This is a genomic window from Flavobacterium sp. P21, assembly GCF_050632225.1.
Taxonomy (GTDB): Bacteria; Bacteroidota; Bacteroidia; order Flavobacteriales; family Flavobacteriaceae; genus Flavobacterium.
Genome location: NZ_CP192585.1, coordinates 4,593,868 through 4,618,510, shown reverse-complemented (window position 1 = coordinate 4,618,510; position 24,643 = coordinate 4,593,868). Strand labels below are relative to the sequence as shown.

Sequence of the window (24,643 nt, the reverse complement as noted above, 5' to 3'; positions counted from 1 at the left end):
GGCAAAACAAACGTGCAACTTAATTATTTTTTTACCTTTAAAATCTATTAAAATACCAACCTTAAACTAAAATAATGAAATATAACAGATGTGGAAAAAGCGGGTTATTACTGCCTGAAATTTCTTTAGGATTATGGCATAACTTCGGGTCAGTTGATAATTTTGGAAATGCTGAAAGTATTGCTATTGAGGCTTTTGATAAAGGGATAACTCATTTTGATTTAGCGAATAATTATGGACCGGTTCCAGGTTCTGCTGAAGAGAATTTTGGTAAAATATTATGGCATAATTTTCAGGGGAATCTGCGTGATGAAATCGTAATTTCGACAAAAGCAGGTTATACAATGTGGAAAGGACCTTACGGTGACTGGGGGTCACGAAAATATCTGCTTTCGAGTTTAGATCAAAGTTTGAAACGAATGAATATCGATTATGTTGATATTTTCTACTCGCATCGCCCAGATCCTGAAACTCCGATTGAAGAAACTATGATGGCTTTAGACCATGCGGTAAGAAGCGGAAAAGCTTTGTATGTTGGAATTAGTAATTATTCGGCTGAGCAGACTCGTGTTGCGGTTGATGTTTTGAAACAATTAGGAACGCCTTGTTTGATTCATCAAGCAAAATATTCGATGTTGCAACGTTGGGTTGAAGATGGATTATTAGATGTTTTAGAAGAAAAAGGAGTAGGCTGTATTGCTTTTTCGCCTTTGGCACAAGGACTTTTGACAGATAAATATTTAAACGGAATTCCAGAAAACTCGCGCGCTCATAATCCGAATGGGCATTTGAGAGAAGATGAGGTGACGCAGGAACGCATTCAGAAATTGATTCAGCTGAATGAAATTGCTCAAAATAGAAATCAATCTTTGGCACAAATGGCTTTGGCTTGGTTGCAAAAAGACAAACGAATTACATCAGTTTTAATTGGTGCGAGTTCGGTAAAACAATTGTGTAATAATATTGATTGTTTGCAGAATACGGAATTTACGCACGATGAATTGAATGCGATTGAAAAAATATTAGCTTAATTTACTCTCATAATCTAAAATGGACTGAAGTCCAGCCCTACAATATAATTCGTTCCTTCGGATCGATAAGAGAGCCTTTGGCTCGATCCATATTGTAGAGCTGGACTTCAGTCCAGTTTTTGGAATTTTGGAATTTTGGAATTTTGGAATTTTGGAATTTTGGAATTTTGGAATTTTGGAATTTTGGAATTGAAAATTGTTATTTTTATTTGATAATCATCGCCAATCCTCCACCGCTAGCTAAACGATATTTTAATTTTGTTGTCGAATCAATGGTTATGATTTCTTTTTTATAATCAGTTGCGGCTTTGTCTGCGTTTAGGCCGTCTGAGAAAATTTCGGCTTGGAATTTTTTGCCTTTTTCGAGGAAAGAAAAATCAATTGTAATTTCTCTTGAATCCCAGTTTGTAATTGCGCCTAAATACCAAGTATTGTCTTTTTTCTGGCAATTGAAACGTATTTTCCAACTTCACCATCAAGAGCAACGGTTTCATCAAAAGTCGTTGGAACTTTAGCGATAAAATCGGTGCTTTCTTGTTCCTTCATAAAAGCTGTCGGACTGTCGGCCATCATTTGTAAAGGAGCTTCAAAAATGGTATAAAGTGCCAATTGATGACATCTTGTTCCTTGACTCATTGGGTTCGAATGGCTTGGTTTGAATTCACTTTTAGTTGCATTTCGCATTGCGCCCGGCGTATAATCCATTGGGCCTGCCATCATCCTGATAAATGGAATTGTACAATCATACAACGGAACATCATCATTTGGTGTCCATTTATTGTTTTCTAAACCTTTAACGCCTTCAAAATTTAGGATGTTCGGAAAAGTTCTTTGAATTCCGGTTGGTTTGTACATGCCGTGGAAATCCAAAAGGAGTTTGTGATTGCTGGCTTTTTGTGCAATATCGTAAACTGAATTTACCATTTTAGCATCGTCACGATCAATAAAATCAACTTTAAAACCTTTTACACCTAATTTTGCATAATTGTCAAAAACGGCTTCTATTCTATTATTGATTGCCATCCACGAAGCCCACAAAATAATGCCTACTTTTTTCTTTCGCGTAAGCAATCAAATCCTCCAAATCAACATTCGGATTGTGTTTCATAATGTCGGTTTCAACACTCCAACCTTCATCTAAAACCACATATTCGACTTTGTTTTTAGAAGCAAAATCAATATAATATTTATAAGTCTGCGTATTGATTCCTGCTTTGAAATCAACATTGTAAATATTCCAGTCGTTCCACCAATCCCAAGCCACTTTTCCGGGTTTTATCCATGAAATATCTTTTAATCTTGACGGTTCGGATAATTTCTGAACCATATCATTATTGGCTAAAGCTGAATCATTTTCAGAAATTATAATCGCTCTCCACGGAAAAGTTCGCGTCCCTTTGGTTTTGACCAAATAATCGGCTCTTTCGGTAATTAATTTGTTGAGATAATTAAATCCGCCGTTGGTTTCTTGAGTAGGGTATTTAGAAAAACGGGATTCAAAACCTGTTTTGTTTTTATTATTAGTAACAAATAAGCCTGGATAATCTTCTAAATCAGCCTCCAGGAAAACCGCTTTTTTATGGTTTTTATAATCAACTAAAAAAGGTAAAAATGCTAAAGTATCTTTTGAAAATTCACTTATTTTTTTGTTTTCATAATGCGATTCAAACGAAGAAATAAATTGATCTTTTGGGTTTCTTAAATCACGAACGTAAGGCATTAAAGTGTTGTAGTCTTGATCGAAATTCAAAACTACTTCTTCTGATTTAACTGTAATCTCTTTTTCTTTTTGATTAGAAATCGATAAGCCGCGCCATCATCAAAAACGCGAAATTCAATTCCGAAATCATTTTTAAAATTGATTGTCAATTTGTTGTATTGATCTTTTACGGATTTCTTTTTGTATAAAGGTGTTTCAAAAGAACTGTTTACACTTCCTTTTTTTGAATTTAAAACGATTGGATTTTTTCCTAAAACCTGATTTTCGTCCAAAGTCAAAGACATTTCTGAAGGTGCCAGAATCAAATCTTTTTCATGCGAAATCGACCATGAAATTTTATCGTTCACAGTAATTTTAACTTCAATTTTCCCATCTGGAGAATTTACTGAGAAGTCTTGTTTTTTCTGTGCAAGAGAAAGATTTATAAACAATATTGTGAAAAAGAAATACAATGCTTTTTTCATAATGTAGTAATTTTAACTTTTGCGCCTTTGTGTCTTTGCGAGCAAATTTCAGCCCAAATAATTAAAGCTTAAATTGTTTAATCTCGCAAAGACGCAAAGGCGCAAAGACTTTTTAGTTTTTAACATTAACCATTTTTACAACCATCTTTTTATCTAAATCCAGATTTGTTTTTGTACCATTTTCTAATAGAACGGGAACTGCTGTTTTATTAATTGTCGATCCGGTTCCTTTAAAATTAATAATTCTTACGTCACTAAAATTATTGATTTCGATTCCGTTAGTAAAATATGGCATTCTGGGTTTTGTCCACGTTAATTTAAAATCTTCAATAGTTAATCCGTCAACATATTGGCCATAAATTCCCGGAATATCACGTTGAAAAAGTTGTTGTTTTTCGTCCAGACAACCGCGAAGATCAATATTTCCGCCAGCAACATCATTTAGTTTGCTGTCGATAAATTCGAAAGTTATATTTTTAAAATTAATGTTTTGCAAAATACTTTCTTCAGAACCAAAAACTAAAATTCCGTTTTCGGCTTTGCAATTAATATTACTGAAAGTCACATTTTTTACGACGCCCAATTTCTCAGTTTCTGTTCCGGCAACTTTCACTTTTCCTCGAACTGCCGAAATGTGAATTGGCTCGCCATTTCCCCACCAATCACCGGTTCTCAATTTGGTTTCGATATTTACATTTGAAATATTAATGTTTTCTAAAGATCCTTGATCTCTTAGGAAAATCCCAATTCCTCTGGTTGAATTGGCGATGTTGCAATTTGAAATATTGATATTTCGAACCGAATTATGATCAAAATAACCAATTCGAATCGCACTCGAAGCCGACTGCAAATTGCAATTGACAATATTGATATTTTCAGAAGTGTGACGTAAATCTTTAAAGCCCGGAACTTCAAAATGCGAAGCGTAACCGACAACAATAATGGCGTCGTCACCTGTACGAATATCACAATTACTGATCGTTATATTATTTCCAGAGGTAATATCAATTCCGTCTGCGTTGGGAGTCAACATATTTGTCCAAAGTCTTATTCCGTCAATTAAAACACTATCACAATCTGCAATCAGAATCGTCCAGAAAGAAGAATTAGAAATAAAGACATCTTTAATCGTGACTCTTTTGCAGTTACTAAAAATCAATGTTTGATATGGTCTTTCTTTTGGGACAATTGGTCCGTCGCCAATGCCGCCATCTGTAACTTTCCTGAAATTTTCTTTTTGACGAGTTCCTGAAGTTCCGCCCCATTCAATTTTTTTAGCTTTAGTTGCATCAAAAAAAACTGCTCCATTTGCATCAATATTTCCGCTTCCGGAGATTGTAATGTTTTCTGAATTTTCAGTAAAAAACATACCATAATGAACGCCGTTTACAGGAGTGTAATCGTTAATGTTTGAACTTCCTTTTATGACAGCTCCACTTTCTAGATAAAGGTTTACATTGCTTTTTAGATTCAAAGTTCCGGTCAAAAAACTCCCGAAGGCACGTAAACAGTTCCACCTCCATTTTTAAAGCAAGTATCAATTGTATTTTGAAGTGCCTTGGTATTTATGGTTTTTCCGTCACCAATTGCGCCATATTTTGTAACATCACAAGTCTGGGCATTTGCGATCATCGAAAAAAAATAAATAATATAGAAATGTGTTTTTTCATCAAATTTAGATTTTGTTATTCCGTAGAGACGCATTGAAATGCGTCTACGTTCAGGATATTCTTTGCGCATAAGACGCATTGAAATGCGTCTCTACGGAAAATTGGAATGAATTCTATTTTTATTTTTTCAATTGTAAATTATATTTTTTCACAATATCCAAGGTCGATTTATCCGAAGAAAAAACTGAATTCAATCCTTGTGGTTCTTGTGGCGGATCTGTAGTTAAAGGATCGCCTGGATTCCATTTTCCAGATTCATTAACCGCTTTTCCTTCGCCACCAAATCCCCAGAAATTTGTCGCTTGTAACGGACCATTATTTTTATGGCTTTCGGCAACTCGGCCAAAAATATAATTGTAAAAAATATTTCTGTTCGCTACTGATGTCGTTGGTAATAAACTTTCGTTTTCTCTTCCCAAACCAAATTCTTCAATAATAATTGGACGCTTTAAACGATTGGCAACAGCTACATGTTTGTCAATATATTTTCCAGCATTTTCTAGTGTTGGTGTCAAAGTTTTTTCAGCGTTATCGGCTTTAAACCAACCCCAGTTTTTTGGCCAAATGTGCATGGTCAAATAATCAATATTCGGATTTTGATGTGTTCTTTCAAAAATCCCGATGTCATCATTCGAACTATTCAATCCTTCAGAACCCGTTGAAATCAAATGATTTTTGTCTAAACTATCCATTAAGTTTACAATGTTGTTCAGCCATTTTGTGAACTTTGCTTCATTTTCTGGAGTAAAAGTTCTCGGTTCATTTCCAACTTGCCACGCCATAATGGTATTATCTTCTGTGTATTTTTTATGAGAATATGTATTTGTTCTTCCCATTATAAATTTTACATGATTTTCTAAAGCTGTCATACAAGGCTCACAACTATGAAATTGTTCTGTATAAGCCATAAACTGTGGCCAAGTATTTGGCGCAATTCCTGGAACCGGAACAGGACCTTTGCCGTTCCACTCCAAATATTGCGACATTCCGCCAGACCATTCCCAGTTATTGGTTAGATATAAAACTGCATACATTTTGCGTTTACGCATTTCGTTAATCAGGAAATCTAATCCGTCAAGCAAATCTTCGTCATATTTTCCTTGCTCGTATTGCAAAGCTGGACGAACGGTAAAATCGTATTTTCCGCCATCGCCTCCAACTAAAATTCTCAAATTATCGATTCCGTTTTTCTGCATCAAATCCAATTCGCGGAGCAATCTTTTTCTGTCGCCCACTTTTTTAGAAGCCAATAAACTTCCGTACCAATAATTTGTTCCAATGTAAGCGTACGGTTTATCGCCTTTATAAAATTGTGTTCCTTTTACTGTAATTCGTTCCTGCGCCTGACAAGCAATTGCAGAAAAAATTAAGGTTAATCCAAGGGTTTTTAGAAATATATTTTTCATTATTTATGTTTTGAGAGGCTAAACCTAACAGGTTTTTAAAACCTGTTAGGTTTGTTAGGCTGTTTTATTTTGGTAATTCATACATTTTCGGCAAAGAATTCACTAAAGCCGATTTTGTTTTTGCACTATAATTTTTAAAGTCCGTTGTGTTTGAGACAGAACTATTTGGAACATAATAACCGTCTTTATTATTGTTCCAAAACATCACATAACTTATTTGAATGTCATTTTTAGTCAATACGCTATATAAAAGTGTCGAAAACCAATCGGTAATAGCAGGTGTTGTACTTGTTACGCGATAACCAGTTTCGGTCAAAGTCGCGATTTTTACTTTTGTTTTTGCATAGTCTGAAAGTATTTTCAGTTTGCTATTAGCTCTGTCAGCTCCCGTTTGACCTTGATTATTAAAATCACCATAATTATCCATCCCGATAATATCCACATAATTATCACCTGGATAACGGCTTAAATAATCGGCTTGTGTAGTGTATGAATTGTCAGGAGAAAAGGCATATAAAATATTGTGTACGCCTTTAGTGTTTTTTAAATAATCAACTGTGAATTGATATGCTTTTTTGTATTCATCGGCAGTAGAAAAATTAGCTCCCCACCAAAACCAGCTTCCGTCAAATTCATGAAAAGGTCTGAAAATGATCGGAATCAATTCGCCATTTGAGCCTTTTAAATTTGAAACAACGCTGGCTACTTTATCGAGCTTTTTCTTATACCATTCATTGTTCACTCCTCCTGGTAAAATGCTTTTAAAGGCGGTAGTTTTTTGCTCTGAAGTCATATCGGTGGCATTAAAAGATTCTTCTTTATTAGGTTCTCTCAGATGCCAGCAAAAAGTATTTATTGCACCTTTCGCGTAAGCGGCTTTTACATCAGCAACAATTTTTTGTTCCTGTTGATAAAACCAATTATTTGCTGTACCGTCATTGCTTTTATCGGTAATAAACATAAAATCTGAACCTAAAATTGCAGGATCATAACCTGTGTTTTTTTTAATATCAGAATCGCCACCTGCATCTTGATAAAAACTATTAAAAGCATCTTGCTGTCCAATTGCGGTTTTGGTTTTTGCTAATTTTTTCAAATTATAAAACAATGCTACAGTTTCTTTAGTTGCATTTGGATCCACTAAATAAGTTGCGGCATTTGTGGTCGTCAACGGATCAGTGTCAACCACGACCGGCGGATCAACTATCACTTTCGGTTCTGAATCATCATTGCTGGAACAGCCTCCGAGCGTTAAAATTAACATGCTTATGAAAGCTGTTTTTAGAATGTTTTGTTTCATTTCCTTGATTAGTTTTCTGCATTAGTCGGGCTTGCTTTGAGATATTCTGCTTCTGAAAGAGCGATGACTTTAACATCATCAAAAAAGACAGTTCCGTTTGTTTGTGCTAAGGCCAGCATGATTCTTATTTTCTTGGCTTCGGCAGGAACTTTTATGTTTTTTTGAAAAAGGTCCAATTTGTAGAACCAGTTGCTTGGGCAATTCTTTCTGCAATGATTTGTTTGTCAGCTGAGTTCGTAAATTCAACGATCATCGCGCCACATTTGTAATCTTCTTTTTGAGTTTCAATAGCATCAGATTTTATCCAAACACTGAATTCCAAAGCGAAAGTGTTTTTAGGCAACGTAATTATTTGATCTAAAGCTTTCCACTCGGCACCAACAAATTGATTGATTGCTCGCACTGTTTTTTCCGAATTTTTTTCAAGTGGAGAAAGCGTGGCATTTTCTTCACCTCTCCAATTAAGAAGCTCGGTTTCAAATCCTCCATTTTTTATTAAATTGGTTTGTGCATTTGTTATTGTAATTAGAAATAGCAAGTAAAAAAAGAATAGTGTTTTCATAACCAATATTTTAATTCAATACTAAATTTGGAGTGCGAAATGTCTTAATCTTGTATTCTTTGAATAAGCTCCAAACAGGCTCTGCTATTATGATACGGACATTTCCAGAAACCTGCTTTGTCTTTTTCAATCAACGAATAATCTCGGTAAATTCCCCAAAACCATTCTCCGTTTTGTTTGTCGATAATATAATTTTTAATGAAATCCCAATTTTTAAAAACAATGTCTAAATACGTTTCGTCATCTGTTAATTGGTAGGCATTATAAAAACCAATCAAAGTTTCCGCTTGAACCCACCAATGTTTTTCGGCGATTAATTCATTGTTTTTTGGGTCTAATTCGTACCATAAACCGCCATCAGAATCCAAACCTTCTTTTGTAACTTCTGCCATTAAAACAGCGTGTTTCTGATAGCGTGAAATCAAGCTTTTGTCTTCAGATACTTCCGCGCATTGCAATAAAAGCCAAGCGGCTTCAATATCATGACCATATGAAATTACATCTGGTTTTTCGACCCAGTTTTCATCAAAAAACAAACGTAAATGCCCAGTTTTGGTGTTGATGAAATACTTGTGGATAGTTTCAAGCAATCCAATAATATCACTTTGGAGCGTTTTATCTTTCCAGACTTTGAACAAATTGGCATAAGCTTCGACAATATGCAAATGTGTATTCATTGTCTTTTTTTCGTTGGCGTCTTTTTCACTTAAACGCAAATCGTCAATATTTTGCCAATCGCGTGTGAAGGCTTCAAAATAGCCTTTATTTTCAGGGTCAAAACTATTTTCTTGAATTTTTAAGTATAAATTGATGGCTATTTCTAAAGCTTTTTCATCTTTAGAAATAGCATAATATTCAGATAATCCGTAGATCGCAAAAGCCAGCGCATAAATTTGATTTTTAGTGTCTTTTGGAGTTTTGTCTATATTTATGCTCCAAAATAATCCTCCAAATTCGGCATCATAAAAATATTTTGAAAGAAATTCGAAGGCTCTTTTAGCCAATTCTTTATGTTCTTCTTTTTTAGTAACCTGATAACTGGCAGAAAAAGACCATAAAATTCGGGCATTTAAAACCGCACCTTTTTCAGAATTAGCGAGGATGTGATCGTTGAAATCAATTTGCCCAATAAAACCGCCATTTTGATTATCGATCGTATGTTTTGACCAATATTTTAAAATAGCATCAAGTTCTGCTGAAAGTTCAGATTTTAATTGCTTTAGTTTTGCTGACACGACGAATTATATTGCGTTATTTTTTTCAATTTGGCTGATGATTGTTTTTACTGAACCTGCAGAAATAAAAGTATCTTCTGGGGTATTTGTAACATAATCAATTAGTTTTGCGACTGATGAAACTGCCACATGCATTCGCGTATCTGATGATGCATAATAAATGTAAACTGTTCCGTCAGCATCTTCGATCCATCCGTTTGAAAACAATACATTTGATACGTCGCCAACTCTTTCAATTCCTTCTGGGCCCATAAAATGGCCAGCTGGAACGTGCGTTACTTTTGTAATATCATTTAAATCGGTCATGAACATGTATAAAGTGTAACGCAAACCTGCTCGCAGTATTACGAACGCCATGTGCCAGATGCAACCAGCCTTTTTCAGTTTTGATAGGGGCAGGGCCAAGACCATTTTTTAGTTCGTAAATAGTGTGGTATTGTTTTCCGAAAATAATTTTTTCTTCTTTTACAACTGGATTGATCATATCTTCAACATATCCTAAACCGATTCCGCCTCCTGAACCTACATCAATAAAACCATCTTGTGGACGCGTGTATAAAGCATATTTTCCGTTTACGAATTCCGGATGCAGAACTACGTTTCGTTGTTGTCCTGTGTTCGAAATTAAATCTGGAAGTCTTTCCCAATTCACTAAATCTTTAGAACGCACAATTCCTGCATTGGCTACAGCCGAACTTGTATCGCCTTTTGGAGCTTTTGGATCTTTTCTTTCAGTACAAAAAATGCCGTAAACCCAGCCGTCTTCATGATTAATCAAACGCATATCATAAACGTTTGTATCTGGATCTTCTGTTTGCGGAATTACACATGGTTTTTCCCAAAACTTGAAATTATCGATTCCGTTTGGACTTTCTGCGATAGCAAAAAATGATTTTCTGTCGATTCCTTCAACGCGCACGGCAAGCAAATATTTTCCATTCCATTTCATTGCGCCGGCGTTGAATGCGGCGTTCACTCCGATTCTTTCCTGTAAAAACGGATTTGTTTTTTCGTTTAAATCAAAACGCCAGTTCAAAGGCACGTGAGCCGCAGTAACAACAGGATTTTGATAACGCTGATAAATTCCGTTTCCTGCATTTTCTTCGGGAGCATTTTTTTGCTCGATGAGTGTTTTATGTTCTTTTTCTAATGTTGCTTTTCGGTCCTGAAAAACAGCTGAAGATTGTATTGTTGCCATATGTTTTTATTTCTGTCTGATTTGTTTTTTTAAAGTTTTTGGTCTCTTTTTTCGTTTAAATCTTGTTCTATAGTTTGCAGTTTTTCTTCTGATAAAGGATAGAATAGGATAAAAGCGACTGATATTGATGTCGCGATTGCAGGAAGGATGCTTAACATTAATTGAATTCCGTGTTGCGCTGTGGCAGTTTGTTCGACATTGGCTTGAAAACCATAATAACCCAAAAGCCATCCAGCTCCAGCGCCACCAATTGTCCATCCGAATTTTTGTGACATTGACGAAGCAGAGAATACTAATCCAGTAGCTCTTCGTCCTTGTTTCCATTCTGAATAATCAGCGCTGTCTGCATACATTGACCAGATTAATGGGAAGATGCAACCTGCACAAATACTGATTAAAAGTTGGAAGGTCATAATCAAGAAGATGTCTTCTTTTCCGAAGAAATAGAAAATGATGCTTAAAATCGAAGCCAGAGCCATTGCGCCAAAAAAGGTTTTTTTCTTCCCAATTTTGTTTGCAATTGGCGTTGCCAAAATCACTCCGATAATATTTGCCGCTTGACCCAAAACCAAATAGATGGATGTTGGTGTCATGTGAAAATCAGTTCCAAAAAGTGAAAAATCGAAATTGATAGAGTCGCTTACATAATATTTGAAATAGTAAACGGCCGCGCCATCTCGGATAGAGTTAAAAACTAAAGTTCCAATTCCTGCGCCTAACAAAATCCACCAAGGGCGGTTTTGCAGTAAATCTTTTAAATCCTCTTTTAAATTTGATTCTTCGTTTTCAATTGGTTTTACTCTTTCTTTTGTAAAGAAAAAACAAGCCCAGAAAAATGCTGTTGTAATTAATCCGAAAACGGCAATTGTGATTAACCAGCCCGTTTTTGAATTAAGGCTTCCGCCAAAGTAATTCACTAAAGGTTCTATCAGCCAAAGTGCCAAAAGACTTCCTCCAAAGGCAAAAACCATTCTGTAAGATGATAAAGTGGTTCTTTCCTTTCTGTCTGATGACATTACACCCAAAAGTGAAGCATATGGAACATTGATTAAGGAATAAATCATCATCATTAGCGAATAAGTCACGTATGCGTAGATGATTTTCCCTTTTTCATCAAAGTCTGGTGTATAAAAAGTCAAAACTCCAATTACGGCAAAAGGTACGGCAACCCACAGCAAATAGGGTCTGAATTTTCCCCATTTTGTTTTTGTTCTGTCGGCAATGATCCCTACAATAGGGTCAAAACAGGAATCCCAGATTCTTGTAATTAAAAACATGGTTCCTACGACAGCAGGCGCTAATCCGAAAACATCGGTGTAGAAAAAGAGAAGATACATGCTGAAAATTTTCCAGAACATGGATGATGCAGACGTCTCCAAGACCGTAGCCGATTTTTTCTTTTAAGTTAATTTTGTCGTGCATTGAGTTTCTTTTAATGGTTGTAATTTAGATTTGGTTGTTATTTTGAAGCTTTTTGAATGTCTTTTTCAAACAGCGTTTTGTCAAGATTGTAAAAATCTATAAAATCTTTTTCACTCGCTTGTCCTGAAAACGGAGCGTAATAGTGCATTTTTTGTTCTTTCTCCTGCCAACCGTGGTTTCTCCACAATAAAACATATGATATTTTGTAATCGCCAATGGCTTTGTTTAAAGTTCCAGTCCACCATTTAGGATCGGGAATTGCTTCGTATCCGGCTTCGGCAACGGCGATTAATTTGTGTTTTTCAAGACCAATTTCGTTTACAATTTTAAGCTGTTTTTGAACTTCGTCAATAAATTTTTTGCCGTCTTTGTCATCATTGTTTTGATAACTGTCAAAGCTCAAAATATCGGCATAATTATCGCCTGGATAATTCGCAAGAAAATCTTCTTTTGTGCCAAAACTGCTTGTGTTGTAAATGTAAATTAAGTTGTGAACGCCCTTTTTTTGAAGGTATTCAAAAGTGAATTTCCATAAAGCTTTGAATTCTTCAGGAGTACAATTTCCTTTTCCCCACCAAAACCAGCCTCCGGTAAGTTCATGATAAGGTCTAAAAAGTATCGGAATGTTTTTTCCTTTTTTATCTTTTAAAGACAAAAAGAAAACGGAAGCTTTATCAAGCCAAGAAGTGAATTTTTTATGATTTTCGCCACCTGGCAAAACCGTTTTTAGAGAATTTGGAGTATTGTCCCAAGCATTTTTTCCTGTTGCAGGATTGTCAAAATGCCAGCTTATTGTTGAAATTCCTCCACGTTCATTTGCTTCTTTTATGTATTGTTTCATTTTGTCAAAAGGAACGCCGTCGATATTTTTAGAATCGTCTTTTTCCAAACCTGCAATATCCCAGCCATAAACTGCTGGATAATCTCCTGCTGTTTCTTTTACATCGCTTCGGCCGTTTTCATACTTCCAGTTTACGCCGTAAGCAAGGTCATCCTGATGTCCGAAAAGATACCCTTTCTGAACCAATTGGTTTAGTTTTTTGAATAACAAAACCGTTTCAGGTGTCGCTTTTTTATCTGAAAGTGACAAATTAGTATTACTTACAATGCTTTTTGAAGAGCATGAAGTTCCTATAATTACGGTTATAAAGACAGCAAGTATGTTTTTTTCATTTGGGTTTTTTATGTAATCTGCACAGAATTAGGCCTTGAACACGTGATTTTTACAGTGTGAATTTCAATCGTTAATTCAGCATGGTTTTATAGATAAAATTATTAAAACTATAAAAAGATATTCTAGAAAAAATGATTAATGTTTATTATTAATACAGTTTTTATAAAATTGATAATTCTATTTTTCAAAGATAATTGGATGTTTATTCTGTAATTAATATTATTTTATCAATTATATATCATATTATTGCAAACAAAAAATGACCTAATTATTTCATGAAATAGTTTTTAAGATATGAGCAACGCTAAAAATTTTTATAGAGAAATCGCGCCACTTTCGGCTGGAGATAGTTTTTTGGTTTTTGATAGAGTTAAAGATAGTTTTGATTTTCCTGTTCATTATCATCCAGAATTTGAGATCAATTTTATCTTAAATGGAAAAGGAGTGAAGCGTGTAGTTGGAGATAATATTGAAGAAATTGACAATGTTGAATTGGTTTTGATTGGCCCAAATTTATATCACGGATGGGAATTGAATAAATGCACCAGCAAAAAAATCCACGAAATTACAATACAGTTTCATAATGATTTGTTTCATGAATCTTTGCTTTCAAGACGAATCATGAATCCGATCCGAGATATGTTTAACAGATCTATTCACGGGATTCTTTTTTCAAAAAAAACAGCCGAAGAATTGACGCCAAGGCTTGTTAGGCTTTCTAAATTGGACGGGATGGATTATTTTTGGAAATTACTTCCTTATTATATGATCTGGCAAATTCTAGAAATCAGCGTTTGCTTTCTACATATACAGTAGATTATGATACGTTTGATGATTATGATAAAATGAAGCTGGTTTATGAATATGTTCAGAAAAACTTTGCGGACAAAATTACTTTAGAAGATGCTCGCAAATGTTGCAAGCATGTCTATAATTTCTTTTAACCGATTTATTAAAAAACGTACCGGAAAAACTTTTGTCAATTATATTAATGATATTCGAATAGGATATGCGGCGCGCTGGCTGGTTGAGAAAGATATGAGTGTTTCTGAAGTCGCTTTTAAATCGGGTTTCAATAATATCGCCAACTTCAACCGCAGTTTTAAGGCTACCAAAAATTGTACTCCTAGTCAATATCGTGAAGAATTTTCAGGATTGAAACGCATTTTATAGTGATACTTTTTTTCACAAACAAATATTATTTTTAACGAAATCGTTTGCTTTTTGCAAATTCGTTCATTTTTATTTATAAGAAGTAGTGATTTAAGAGGTGTCATTGCGAAAAATGCAATTAAAGTTTGGTTTTATTTTCATATGTGTTTTTTTAAACTGATATAGTAAAAATATTATCATTAAATGATATAATATTATCGATTTGATGTTTTGTTCTGTTATAGATTTGTTAAATAATTTAGAAAATAAATCACACCCTTTTTATTACTTAATTATGAGTAAAACAAATTTAAACTAACCAAACATTTATTATGAAAAAACTAATGACTAACTTCATTCATTGGAATGCTAACCACAGAGCAGTTCCTTTGATTTTATTCTTGTTACTGACTAGTAATTTTATTACTGCTCAGGTTAAAATATCAGGAGTAGTTTCTGATGACAAGGGATTGACCATTCCTGGAGCCAACATTTCTGTTGTTGGTACAAAAACTACTGCCTCAACAGATTTTGACGGTAAATACACAATCGACGCTCCTGCAAACGGAACTTTATTAGTTTCATTTATTGGATTTGATTCTCAAAAAATAGCTATTGGTGGTAGAACAAAAATTAATATTACGCTACAATCTAGTTCAGAAGATTTAAAAGAGGTAGTTGTAATTGGTTACGGAACTCAGAAAAAGAAAGACGTAAACGGTGCAATATCTTCAGTAAAATCAACAGACATTGAAAATTTAAAACAAGTTTCTATTGATCAGATGCTTCAGGGTAAAGCGGCTGGGGTTTCGGTAACAAACAATTCAGGACAGCCTGGGGGTGCGGCTTCTGTACGAGTTCGTGGAACTACTTCTATTACAGGGACAAACGAGCCTTTATATGTAATTGACGGTGTGCCAATTTCTGGAGATGCTACAGGAAAATCAACAAGTGGCCAGACTTTAGCAGGAAAAGATGGTTTTTCTTCTTCAGGAGGAAGCGGAAATAATGCAATGAGCCCACTTTCTATGATTAATCCAAATGATATTGAATCTATGGATATTTTGAAAGATGCTTCTGCAACAGCAATCTACGGGTCTAGAGGTGCAAATGGTGTAATCATCATTACTACAAAACAAGGTAAAAAAGGAACAGGAAAAGTATCTTATGAAAACTATACTTCATTCGCTACTGTTGCAAATAAATTAGATGTTTTGACTTTGCCTGAATATGCGACTTTAAAAACAAATTTGGCAAAATTATGGGGTTTTCAAACGCGTCAGGAATTTTCTCATCCTGAATTGTTGGGGCCTGGAACAAATTGGCAAGATGAGGTTTATAGAACAGCAATTTCAAACAGCCATCAGTTATCGTTTTCTGGTGCTAAAGACGGAACGAGCTATTATTTGTCTGGAAGTTATTTAGATAACGAAGGAACTATCATCAACTCTGGATTAAAAAGATATACAGTAAGATTGAATTTAGATTCCAAAATCAAATCTTGGTTGAGAGTAGGAGGAAACCTTACAGGAGGTATCACAAATGAAAGAATTACTGTAAACCAAAGTTTCTCTGGTTTGATTTCAAATACTTTATTGCAATCTCCTGATATCCCAGTTAGAAATGTAGATGGAACTTTTGCCGGACCTCCATCATCAGAACAAAGTGTTACATATTATAATCCAGTGGCTGAAGCTTTAACTAGAGATAATAAATTGATTAGAAAAAATTTCCTTGGAAATGTTTATGCTGAAGCTGAAATTGTTAAAGGTTTGAAATACCGTATCGAGTTAGCCGCAAATACTGAGTTTTCTGAAAACGACGATTTTAGACCATCGTACAAATGGGGAAGCCAAACTAATTTATTAGCCGATCTTGATGTAAGAAGACAAAATTGGTATTCTACAAACATCAAAAATTTATTGACTTACGATAAAACTATTGGGAAACATAAATTCACAGTTTTAGCAGGTCAGGAAGCTAATGATTCTCATTGGGAAGGTTTGATTGCTTCTGCGCAAGGCTTTAAAACCAATTCAATTCACACTATTAATTTAGCTGATGTAGATAATAATACAGTTACTCAATATAAAGGTAGCGCATCACTTTCGTCTCTTTTTGCTCGTATTATTTATGATTTCAATGATAAGTACAGTATTACGGCTTCAATCAGACAGGACGTTTCGTCTAAATTTGACCCAACTACAGACAATCAAAAAGGTGTTTTCAATGCGATTTCTGGTTCTTGGAGATTATCTAGCGAGCCTTTTATGGAAGGAACACGCAAATATGTTGACAATATTAAATTTAGAATTGGTTACGGAGAGACTGGAAATCAGCAAATTCCAAACAACAGTTATTCTGCAATGTTAGGAACTCAAAATTCAGGATTAGGAAGCGGATTTTTACCGTCAAATTATCCAAATCCAAATTTAGTTTGGGAATCATTAAACCAAACCAATATTGGTATCGACTTTACGTTGTTTGACAGCAAACTTTCTGCAAGTTTTGATGTTTATGACAAAAAATCAGAAGGTTTCTTGTTCCAAGTGCCATTGCCGCTTTACTTAACTGGAGGTGGAGGTCAATACGGAGGAGTTTCTGCACCTTATTCTAATTTAGGTACAATGAGCAATAAAGGTTTTGATTTGACTCTTGGTTATGATATGAGATCTACAGGGAATTTCAATTGGAATGCTTCAATGGTGGTTTCTCATTACAAAAATAATTTGGATGAAATCGCAAACGGAATTGTCTTGACTCAAGAAGTAAATACTAACGGATATCAGCCTGTTGTTGTTACTAATACTACAGTTGGAAATCCAATTGGATTGTTCTACGGATATAAAACAGACGGAATTTTTAAAGATCAAGCTGTTTTGGACAAAGCGCCACTTCAATTTGGTCAAGCTGTTGGAACTGGAGCTGGAGAAACTTCGCTTGGAGATGTGAAATATGTTGATGTAAATGGCGATGGAAAAATTGATGCTCGCTGATAAAACGTTTATCGGGAATCCGCATCCAAAATTCACTTACGGTTTTACAAATAATTTCAGATATAAAAATGTAGATCTTTCTATTTTCCTTCAGGGATCTTATGGAAATGATGTTATGAACTTGACAAAAAGAGCAGGAACAACTAATGCTTCTTTGTATGACAATCAGTTAGTTGATGCAATGGATTATTATTCTTCTACAAACACGGCAAGTAATAATCCAAGACCACTTGCTGATGCTTCAAATACTAACTTGCTGATTTCTGACCGTTATGTTGAAGATGGTTCTTATTTGAGAATTCAAAACGTTACGTTAGGATATTCTTTGCCACAGGATGTTATTTCAAAATATAAAATTTCAAGATTAAGATTATACGGATCTGCTCAAAATTTATACACGTTTACTAAATATTCAGGTTACGATCCAGAGATTGGTTCATTTAATCAAAATGTGCTTTTGTCAGGAATTGACAACGGAAGATATCCAATTGCAAGAACGTTTTTAGTTGGTCTTAACTTAGAATTTTAAAAATTTAAAAAAATGAAAAAGAAATCTTTTTTAACTCGATATAGTTTGCTTTTAATAGCAACAGCATTTCTGACTTTTGCGTCATGTTCAGATGATTTTACAGACAGACCTTCTGAAGATGGAATAAGTTTAGATTCATATTACAGTACAAACGATCAAGTTTCATCGGCTACAAATGGTATGTACAGCAGGACTTGGTTTCAAATGTATAACAAGTTTTGGTGGGCGCTTGAAGTGGGTTCTGGAAACATGTATTCTGGTTCTCCTGACGTAAGCGGATTAAGAACATTTTCACTAAACGGGAGTGATCCTGAACTAGTAAATGGTTGGTCGTCATTATGGGCAAATGTGCAACAGTCTAATATGATTATTAACTTTTTGGTCGCCAGAGTAGGTCCAGACGTTGATAAAACAGTTTTAGATAATACAATTGGAGAAGCATATTTCATGAGAGCTACGGCTTATTTTGATTTGGTAAGGCTTTGGGGACCAGTGCCAATTATTGAAAATCCGCTTGATTATACCAGCAACCCTTATGTAAATACAAATACAGTTGCTGATATTTATAAATTAATCACAATGGATTATCTAAAAGCAATTGAATTGTTGGCTACTAAAACCAGAGGAACTAATTATGCTAATAACGGACACGTTTCTAAAGGTTCTGCACGAGCAATGTTGGCTAAAGTGTATTTGTACCAAAAAGATTATGCAAATGCAAAAGCAATGGCAGAAGCTGTAATCAGCGACGGAGAATTTAAATTGTTAGGAGGTGATCAATTGCCGACGAAAAGTTTTGGGGATTTGTTTACTTATCCAAACAATAATAACGAAGAATCTATTTTCGCTATTCAATGGAAAGGTGATGGAGCGTATGGTTCTGCAAACAACTGTAACACACAGTTTGGATTCCAAGACGGAACATTATCTACATCAAATGCTTCTTATGCGGGAGTTTTTGGTCCAAGTCAAGAAGTGCTTCTTTCTTTATATGGAGCTGGAGATGTGAGAAAGCATGAAACAGTTATGATAGGCGGGGATTCTTATCCAAATATCAAAACTACACAAGGTATCGGTTTTACAGTTCCAACTGGAAAAGATTTGGCTCAGGCATCTGGCGGTGGAATTAAAAAATACTGTATTGGTATTGTAAACGGAAGCGCTACCGGTCAAGCCGATGCATGGGCGATGATGGATAATAATACGTATGTAATGCGTTATGCTGAGTTGCTTCTTATTCACGCTGAAGCAATTTTAGGAGCAAATGCAAGTACTACAGATGCTAGCGCTTTAAGCTCAATTAATGCTGTGAGAAAGAGAGCTGGTTTGGCAAATTTAACGTCAATTACTTTTGATGATATCTTTTTAGAAAGAAGAAAAGAATTGTGTTTTGAAGGTGATTATTGGTTTGATCTAGGCCGTATTGACAAAAACAAAGCTATCGCAATTATGTCGGCGCAAAATAGAGGAGACAGATATGCTGAGCGTCATTACACGCCAGTTTATAGTGAGGATCATGCAACAAATGATTTCTATATGGATTATCCGGACAATGAGGTGGCTAAAAATCCTAAGTTATTGCAAGCGCCAGTTCCGTACACTTTTAAATAATTACTTAAAATTTGACAACTATGAAAAATATAAAAATAAAATACCTTTTGCCTTTTATCATGGCATTTATGGTACTGGGAGTGTTTTCATCTTGTAGTAATGATGAAGCTTCAAGTAGTGGAGGTGGACCTGTAATTACAAGTGTTTCGTTATCAAAAGAAGGAACTTTGGTTCCGGTAACGGTGGGTGATCCTAAAAATTACTATATCATTCAAGGAACTGGACTTTCAACTGTGACAAAAATCTATTTTAATGATTTTGATACCTATTTCAATCCAACATTAGTGACAGATACTGCAATATTTGTATTGATTGACGAGAAAACACCTTATGCAAATTCTAGCAATAAATTAAAATTGGTTACTAAGCAGGGAACAATTTTATACGACTTTGTGGTGGCGCCACCAACGCCAAAATTCAACAGCTATAATTCAATTAATGCAGCGACTGGTGATATTGTAACGGTTTATGGTGATTATTTCTTGAATCCAACAGTAAAAGTAGGAACAATAGATGTGCCGGTTATTTCTTCAACATTGACAGAAATTAAATTTAAAATGCCTGCAAATGCTACAGATAAATATGTGACCGTGACAAATATTTCAGGTTCTACAACTTCTGAAGAGGCTGTTGGGTCAGCTTTGTATGATGATATCTTGCAAGGAGATGCTGGACACTGGATGTGGAATGGCGCAGATACTTTTGATACAAATTTCAAAGACGATAAAGTTCAGGGTGAAGCGGCAATTAAATTTGTTTTTGGAGGATGGAATGGAGCTGATATGAAGTTCAATTCGAGAGATATTTCAAAATATAAAGCATTCAGAGTGAAAGTGAAGAGCGTTTCGACGAATACTGCCGCAAGTGTGATATTTGTTTTTGGAGGTTGGGCATATCAAATCAAAAAAACAATAACATCACAATGGACAACAATTGAGATTCCATTCTCTGATATTGGAAATCCAACAACTTTCGATCAGTTGACGCTTCAGGAATCAGGAAATTTTGGTGGCAACACAATTCTTATGGATGACATGGGATTTGTTTTGAAATAGTAAGCAATATTTTGGTTTGAGTTTTGTTGAAATATTCCCTAATTAAGTGATTAGGGAATATTTTTTTAGAATAATTAATTTTTGAAATTTTAATAATGAGAAAGATTATTTCAATACTTTTTTTGTTTGTTTCGTGTCTGGGTTTTGCGCAAGGAAATACACATAATCAAACAGGAGGGAAATTTGAAGGTTTGGCAATGACGCCACCAATGGGGTGGAACTCTTGGAATACCTTTGGAACAGACATCAATGAAAAGCTGGTAAAAGAAACGGCAGATATTATGGTTTCATCTGGATTGGCGATGACGGGTTACAATTATATTGTTTTGGATGACGGCTGGATGACACACGAGCGTGATGCAAATGGTGATTTAATTCCTGATCCAGTTAAATTTCCTAGCGGAATGAAAGCAATTGTTGATTATGTACATAGTAAAGGTTTGAAATTTGGCTTATACAATTGCGCCGGAACTCAAACTTGCGCGGGATATCCAGGAACGCGTGGCTATGAATATCAAGATGCTCGATTTTATGCTAAATTAGGAATAGATTTCCTTAAATACGATTGGTGCAACACTAAAGGAATTACAGCTCCCGAAGCTTACACAACAATGAGCAATGCGTTAAAAACTGCTGGAAGGCCAATTGTTTTCAGTTTATGCGAATGGGGAGATAATCAGCCATGGGAATGGGGGAAACCTGTTGGAAATCTTTGGAGGATTTCGGGCGATATTTATCCTTGTTTTGATTGCGAATTCAAGCATCCGGAAAATTGGTCGTCTTGGGGATTTATGAAAATTGCAGAAATGCGAAAAGATATTCGTAAATATTCTGGTCCGGATCATTGGAATGATTTTGATATGATGGAAGTTGGAAACGAAATGAATGATACCGAAGATAAAGCGCATTTTGCAATGTGGTGCATGCTTTCATCGCCATTGTTTACAGGAAATGATTATCGAAAAATGTCAAAAGAAACATTGGCGATTTTGACTAATAAAGATCTAATTGCTGTAAATCAGGATAAATTAGGAATTCAGGGTTTTAAATATTTGGCAGAAGATGGTTTGGAAGTTTGGGTTAAGCCTTTGTCAGATGGGAGTTGGGCAATTACTTTTTTAAATAGAAGCGATGTTGCTAAGAAAGTCAATTTCGATTTTAAAAAGAATATAATCAAGGATGCAGATTTTGGCTATGAAGCTGATTTTAATAAAGTGACTTATAAAATAAAAGATCTTTGGAAAAACAAAGAAATTGGGACGACTAAAAAGAATTTTATTTCAGATCTTGCTTCTCATGATGTAATTACACTTCGATTAACGCCTTAAATCTTAAATTATGAAATTAAAAGCATGTTTTATTCTTGTTTTGTTGGTAATTGCTGGCAATATACAGGCTCAGTTTGTAAAAAAACACGGTCAGTTAAGTGTCAAAGAAACTCAATTAGTCGATAAAAATAACGATCCAATTGTCTTGCGCGGATTGAGTTTTGGCTGGCATAGCATGTGGCCGAGATTTTATAATGAAAAAGCAGTAAGCTGGCTAAAGAAAGATTTTAATTGCAATGTTGTCAGGGCCGCAACGGGAATTGAGTTGGGGGAGTGGTCTTACATGAAGGATCCGCAATTCGCAAAAGAAAAGATTGAAGCGGTTGTAAATGGCGCCATCAAATCAGATATTTATGTAATTATCGATTGGCACAGTCATAATATTAATTTGAAAGAAGCTTCAGCTTTTTTTGCAGAGATGTCAAAGAAATATGCTAAATATCCTAATATAATATACGAGGTGTTTAATGAGCCGGATTATGAAACTTGGTGGGAGGTTAAAACATATGCAGAAGAAATAATACGTGTAATTAGGGAAAATGATCCTAATAATGTCATTTTAGTTGGGTGTCCACATTGGGATCAAGATATCAATCTTCCTGCAGAAGATCCTATCATCGGATATTCTAATATAATGTACACCATGCATTTTTATGCGGCAACTCATGGAAAAGAATTGCGAGATCGAACTGATGCGAGCAATCAAAAAAGGATTGCCTGTTTTTATTTCTGAATCTGCAGGAATGGAAGCTTCAGGTGATGGGCCGTTAAACATGCAAGCCTGGCAAGAATACATTGACTGGATGGAAGCCAGAAAGCTTAGCTGGATTACATGGTCAGTTTCGGATAAGGACGAAACTTGCTCCATTCTAAATAAATCGGCAAAGTCTGAAGGGAAGTGGAAAGATGAAGATTTGAAAGAATCGGGAATCAAGGTTAGGGAGTTTTTGAAAAAATATAATACGCACGAGTAGTGCAATTATCTTGTTTCTTTTATAAGCCTGTTCATTTTTTGAACAGGCTTTTTTCTGTTTTAAAATCAAAAAAATGCCCATAGCGATTAAGAGGTTTTGATTGTTTTTGTAAGTCTATTTTTGTAGGAATTTTGTTTTCAAAAAACAAAGGTTTTCTAAAGGTGCTTATTTTTTGTCTAAAAAATATATTTTATATGTTTTTTAGTTATACCCCTAAAAAAATGGGGTTTATGGTTTTTTGATGCATTTTTTAGTGCTTTTTTCGATGTATTTTTTGTTTGTATTTCATTTTTTATACAATTTTAGGGGTGTAAATGGTAAAATAGCATTGTTGAATTTTCAAAAATGAATCCGTATAAATATCAAATAACGATTATTGCTTGCTTAATTTTTGTAATCCATAATTCTGCTTCTAAAACGTCAAAAAAGTACTTTTGGATTGTTCTACTCATACAAAAGTTAATAAATTCGCTAATGAAAATGAAGGGGTTTTTTGAGGGTGATGAGGGATTTTAGAATTGACATATACTATTAATTACAGCTATATAAAGATTAACTAACCAGAATCAATTAATAACCAAAAACCAATTAAAACATGAAAAAAGTATTACACATTTTTGCCGCGATGTTAACGAGTTCTTTTGCTTTTGCTCAAGATGATACAGAAACAGCAACTTCACCAGCGACGACATGGGGCGGATCAGCAGATGCGTACTATAAATACGATTTTTCGAAACAAATGAATGGATTAACGAGCTTTACCAACTCTCAGAATTCATTTGAACTAGGAATGGCGTCTATAGAAGCTGGTCACACTTTCGGAAAAGCTTCTGTTTTTGTAGACTTAGGATTCGGAAAAAGAGCCGGCGAATTTTCATACAATGAAACAACAGATAAAGATATAAATGCAAAATTCTTGATTAAACAATTGTTCTTTACTTATAATGTTACTGAAAAATTTAAATTTGTTGCCGGTAGTTTTGGTACTCATATAGGATATGAAGTTCTAGACGCTGTCGATAATAAAAACTACAGTATGTCATATGCTTTCTCTTATGGACCTTTCTTTAATACGGGGGTAAAAGCGCAATATACTTCAGGGAAATTTACAGCAATGTTTGGAATCACTAATCCAACAGATTTTAAATCGGCGATGGATGCAGGTTCTACTCAAAAAACATATATCGGGCAAGTTGGATACATTGGTGAAACAGGAAGTGCTTATTTGAACTTTACTTCAGGAAGCGCCAACCCGGCATCTGACGAAAATAAAACGCAAATCGATTTTGTAGCGTCTAAAACAATAAGCGATAGTTTTGGTCTTGGATTCAATGCTACTTATGCTAAAACAAAAAATGATTTTGACAGCGATTTAGATGGAGAATGGTTCTCATTAGTAGGATACGCAAATTACTCATTCTCTCCATCATTATTATTAGCTTACAGAATGGAATATTTTGATGCTAAAGATCTTGCGCCAAGTTTAGGAACTTTAACAGGTTCAAGTGTTTTTGCAAACACAGTTTCTTTAAATTACAAAGTTGGAAAACTGACTATAATTCCTGAGTTAAGATACGATGCTCGCATCTGAAGATATCTTTTTAGATAGTGATGCAATGCCAACAGGTGGATCTTTCTATGGTCTTATAGCTACAACATACTCTTTCTAGAGATAAAGATTGATATTTTTTTTTTTTGGAGCTGTCGAAACAGATTAATGTTTTGGCGACTTTTTTATTTTAACAGGTTTCAAGTTCCAAGTTTCAGGTTTGAACTTTGTTGTCGTTATTGTTGGAATGTTTGTTGGGGTAGAGGC

Annotated in this window: 19 protein-coding genes and 3 pseudogenes; 10 read left to right on the top strand and 12 right to left on the bottom strand. The window is 34.8% G+C overall.

Annotation, left to right across the window (positions count from 1 at the left end):
* Positions 1–74: 74 nt before the first annotated feature.
* Positions 75–1,031: an aldo/keto reductase gene (locus ACQ9BO_RS23130; RefSeq protein WP_431242653.1), complete on the top strand. Its 957-nt coding sequence runs from the start codon at positions 75–77 to the stop codon at positions 1,029–1,031.
* A gap of 205 nt (positions 1,032–1,236) precedes the next feature.
* On the opposite strand, the gene ACQ9BO_RS23125 is transcribed toward ACQ9BO_RS23130, so the two are convergent.
* The 12 genes and pseudogenes from ACQ9BO_RS23125 to ACQ9BO_RS23070 form a co-directional block, all read right to left on the bottom strand.
* The gene (locus ACQ9BO_RS23125; RefSeq protein WP_431245194.1) at positions 1,237–1,419 is read right to left on the bottom strand and encodes a glycoside hydrolase family 97 C-terminal domain-containing protein; all 183 of its coding nucleotides are present in this window, start codon (positions 1,417–1,419) and stop codon (positions 1,237–1,239) included.
* A gap of 29 nt (positions 1,420–1,448) precedes the next feature.
* Positions 1,449–2,781: pseudogene (locus ACQ9BO_RS23120) on the bottom strand (glycoside hydrolase family 97 catalytic domain-containing protein).
* 2 nt (positions 2,782–2,783) lie between these two features.
* Positions 2,784–3,215 (bottom strand): glycoside hydrolase family 97 N-terminal domain-containing protein, encoded by a 432-nt coding sequence (locus ACQ9BO_RS23115; RefSeq protein WP_431242652.1) that lies wholly within the window; start codon positions 3,213–3,215, stop codon positions 2,784–2,786.
* A 112-nt stretch (positions 3,216–3,327) separates the two neighbouring features.
* Positions 3,328–4,689 carry a glycoside hydrolase family 28 protein gene (locus ACQ9BO_RS23110; RefSeq protein WP_431242651.1) on the bottom strand — a complete coding sequence of 454 codons (1,362 nt, stop codon included), beginning with the start codon at positions 4,687–4,689 and terminating at the stop codon, positions 3,328–3,330.
* Positions 4,690–4,697: 8 nt separating this feature from the next.
* Positions 4,698–4,955 carry a glycosyl hydrolase family 28-related protein gene (locus ACQ9BO_RS23105; RefSeq protein ID WP_431242650.1) on the bottom strand — a complete coding sequence of 86 codons (258 nt, stop codon included), beginning with the start codon at positions 4,953–4,955 and terminating at the stop codon, positions 4,698–4,700.
* A 49-nt stretch (positions 4,956–5,004) separates the two neighbouring features.
* Positions 5,005–6,291: a glycoside hydrolase 5 family protein gene (locus ACQ9BO_RS23100; RefSeq protein WP_431242649.1), complete on the bottom strand. Its 1,287-nt coding sequence runs from the start codon at positions 6,289–6,291 to the stop codon at positions 5,005–5,007.
* A 64-nt stretch (positions 6,292–6,355) separates the two neighbouring features.
* Positions 6,356–7,591 (bottom strand): glycoside hydrolase family 26 protein, encoded by a 1,236-nt coding sequence (locus tag ACQ9BO_RS23095; RefSeq protein ID WP_431242648.1) that lies wholly within the window; start codon positions 7,589–7,591, stop codon positions 6,356–6,358.
* Positions 7,592–7,742: 151 nt separating this feature from the next.
* On the bottom strand, positions 7,743–8,153 hold the full coding sequence (locus tag ACQ9BO_RS23090; protein ID WP_431242647.1) for a hypothetical protein: 411 nt from the start codon (positions 8,151–8,153) through the stop codon (positions 7,743–7,745).
* A gap of 44 nt (positions 8,154–8,197) precedes the next feature.
* Complete coding sequence (locus ACQ9BO_RS23085) at positions 8,198–9,388, bottom strand: AGE family epimerase/isomerase (protein WP_431242646.1); 1,191 nt, start codon at positions 9,386–9,388, stop codon at positions 8,198–8,200.
* A 6-nt stretch (positions 9,389–9,394) separates the two neighbouring features.
* Positions 9,395–10,586: pseudogene (locus tag ACQ9BO_RS23080) on the bottom strand (glycoside hydrolase family 130 protein).
* A gap of 29 nt (positions 10,587–10,615) precedes the next feature.
* Entirely contained in the window at positions 10,616–11,923 is a 1,308-nt protein-coding gene (locus ACQ9BO_RS23075; protein ID WP_431242645.1) for an MFS transporter, read from the bottom strand.
* A gap of 122 nt (positions 11,924–12,045) precedes the next feature.
* The gene (locus tag ACQ9BO_RS23070) at positions 12,046–13,098 is read right to left on the bottom strand and encodes a glycoside hydrolase family 26 protein (RefSeq protein WP_431242644.1); all 1,053 of its coding nucleotides are present in this window, start codon (positions 13,096–13,098) and stop codon (positions 12,046–12,048) included.
* Positions 13,099–13,476: 378 nt separating this feature from the next.
* On the opposite strand from ACQ9BO_RS23070, the pseudogene ACQ9BO_RS23065 reads away from it, so the two are divergent.
* From ACQ9BO_RS23065 to ACQ9BO_RS23025, 9 genes and pseudogenes are all read left to right on the top strand, one after another.
* Positions 13,477–14,355 (top strand): annotated as a pseudogene (locus ACQ9BO_RS23065) (AraC family transcriptional regulator).
* Between the two features lie 311 nt (positions 14,356–14,666).
* Positions 14,667–17,330, top strand: coding sequence for a SusC/RagA family TonB-linked outer membrane protein (locus ACQ9BO_RS23060; RefSeq protein ID WP_431242643.1), 2,664 nt, complete (start codon positions 14,667–14,669; stop codon positions 17,328–17,330).
* Positions 17,320–17,859 carry a hypothetical protein gene (locus tag ACQ9BO_RS23055; protein WP_431242642.1) on the top strand — a complete coding sequence of 180 codons (540 nt, stop codon included), beginning with the start codon at positions 17,320–17,322 and terminating at the stop codon, positions 17,857–17,859. The genes ACQ9BO_RS23060 and ACQ9BO_RS23055 overlap by 11 nt, the downstream gene beginning before the upstream one ends.
* Positions 17,860–17,871: 12 nt before the next feature.
* Positions 17,872–19,470 carry a RagB/SusD family nutrient uptake outer membrane protein gene (locus ACQ9BO_RS23050; protein WP_431242641.1) on the top strand — a complete coding sequence of 533 codons (1,599 nt, stop codon included), beginning with the start codon at positions 17,872–17,874 and terminating at the stop codon, positions 19,468–19,470.
* 20 nt (positions 19,471–19,490) lie between these two features.
* The gene (locus tag ACQ9BO_RS23045) at positions 19,491–20,525 is read left to right on the top strand and encodes an IPT/TIG domain-containing protein (RefSeq protein ID WP_431242640.1); all 1,035 of its coding nucleotides are present in this window, start codon (positions 19,491–19,493) and stop codon (positions 20,523–20,525) included.
* A gap of 95 nt (positions 20,526–20,620) precedes the next feature.
* Entirely contained in the window at positions 20,621–21,853 is a 1,233-nt protein-coding gene (locus ACQ9BO_RS23040; RefSeq protein ID WP_431242639.1) for a glycoside hydrolase family 27 protein, read from the top strand.
* Between the two features lie 10 nt (positions 21,854–21,863).
* Complete coding sequence (locus ACQ9BO_RS23035; RefSeq protein ID WP_431242638.1) at positions 21,864–22,586, top strand: glycoside hydrolase family 5 protein; 723 nt, start codon at positions 21,864–21,866, stop codon at positions 22,584–22,586.
* A complete protein-coding gene (locus ACQ9BO_RS23030) occupies positions 22,546–22,827 on the top strand; it encodes a cellulase family glycosylhydrolase (RefSeq protein ID WP_431242637.1) in 282 nt (93 codons plus the stop codon). Before ACQ9BO_RS23035 ends, ACQ9BO_RS23030 begins: the two co-directional genes overlap by 41 nt.
* 595 nt (positions 22,828–23,422) lie before the next feature.
* A complete protein-coding gene (locus ACQ9BO_RS23025) occupies positions 23,423–24,418 on the top strand; it encodes an outer membrane beta-barrel protein (protein WP_431242636.1) in 996 nt (331 codons plus the stop codon).
* Positions 24,419–24,643: the final 225 nt, after the last annotated feature.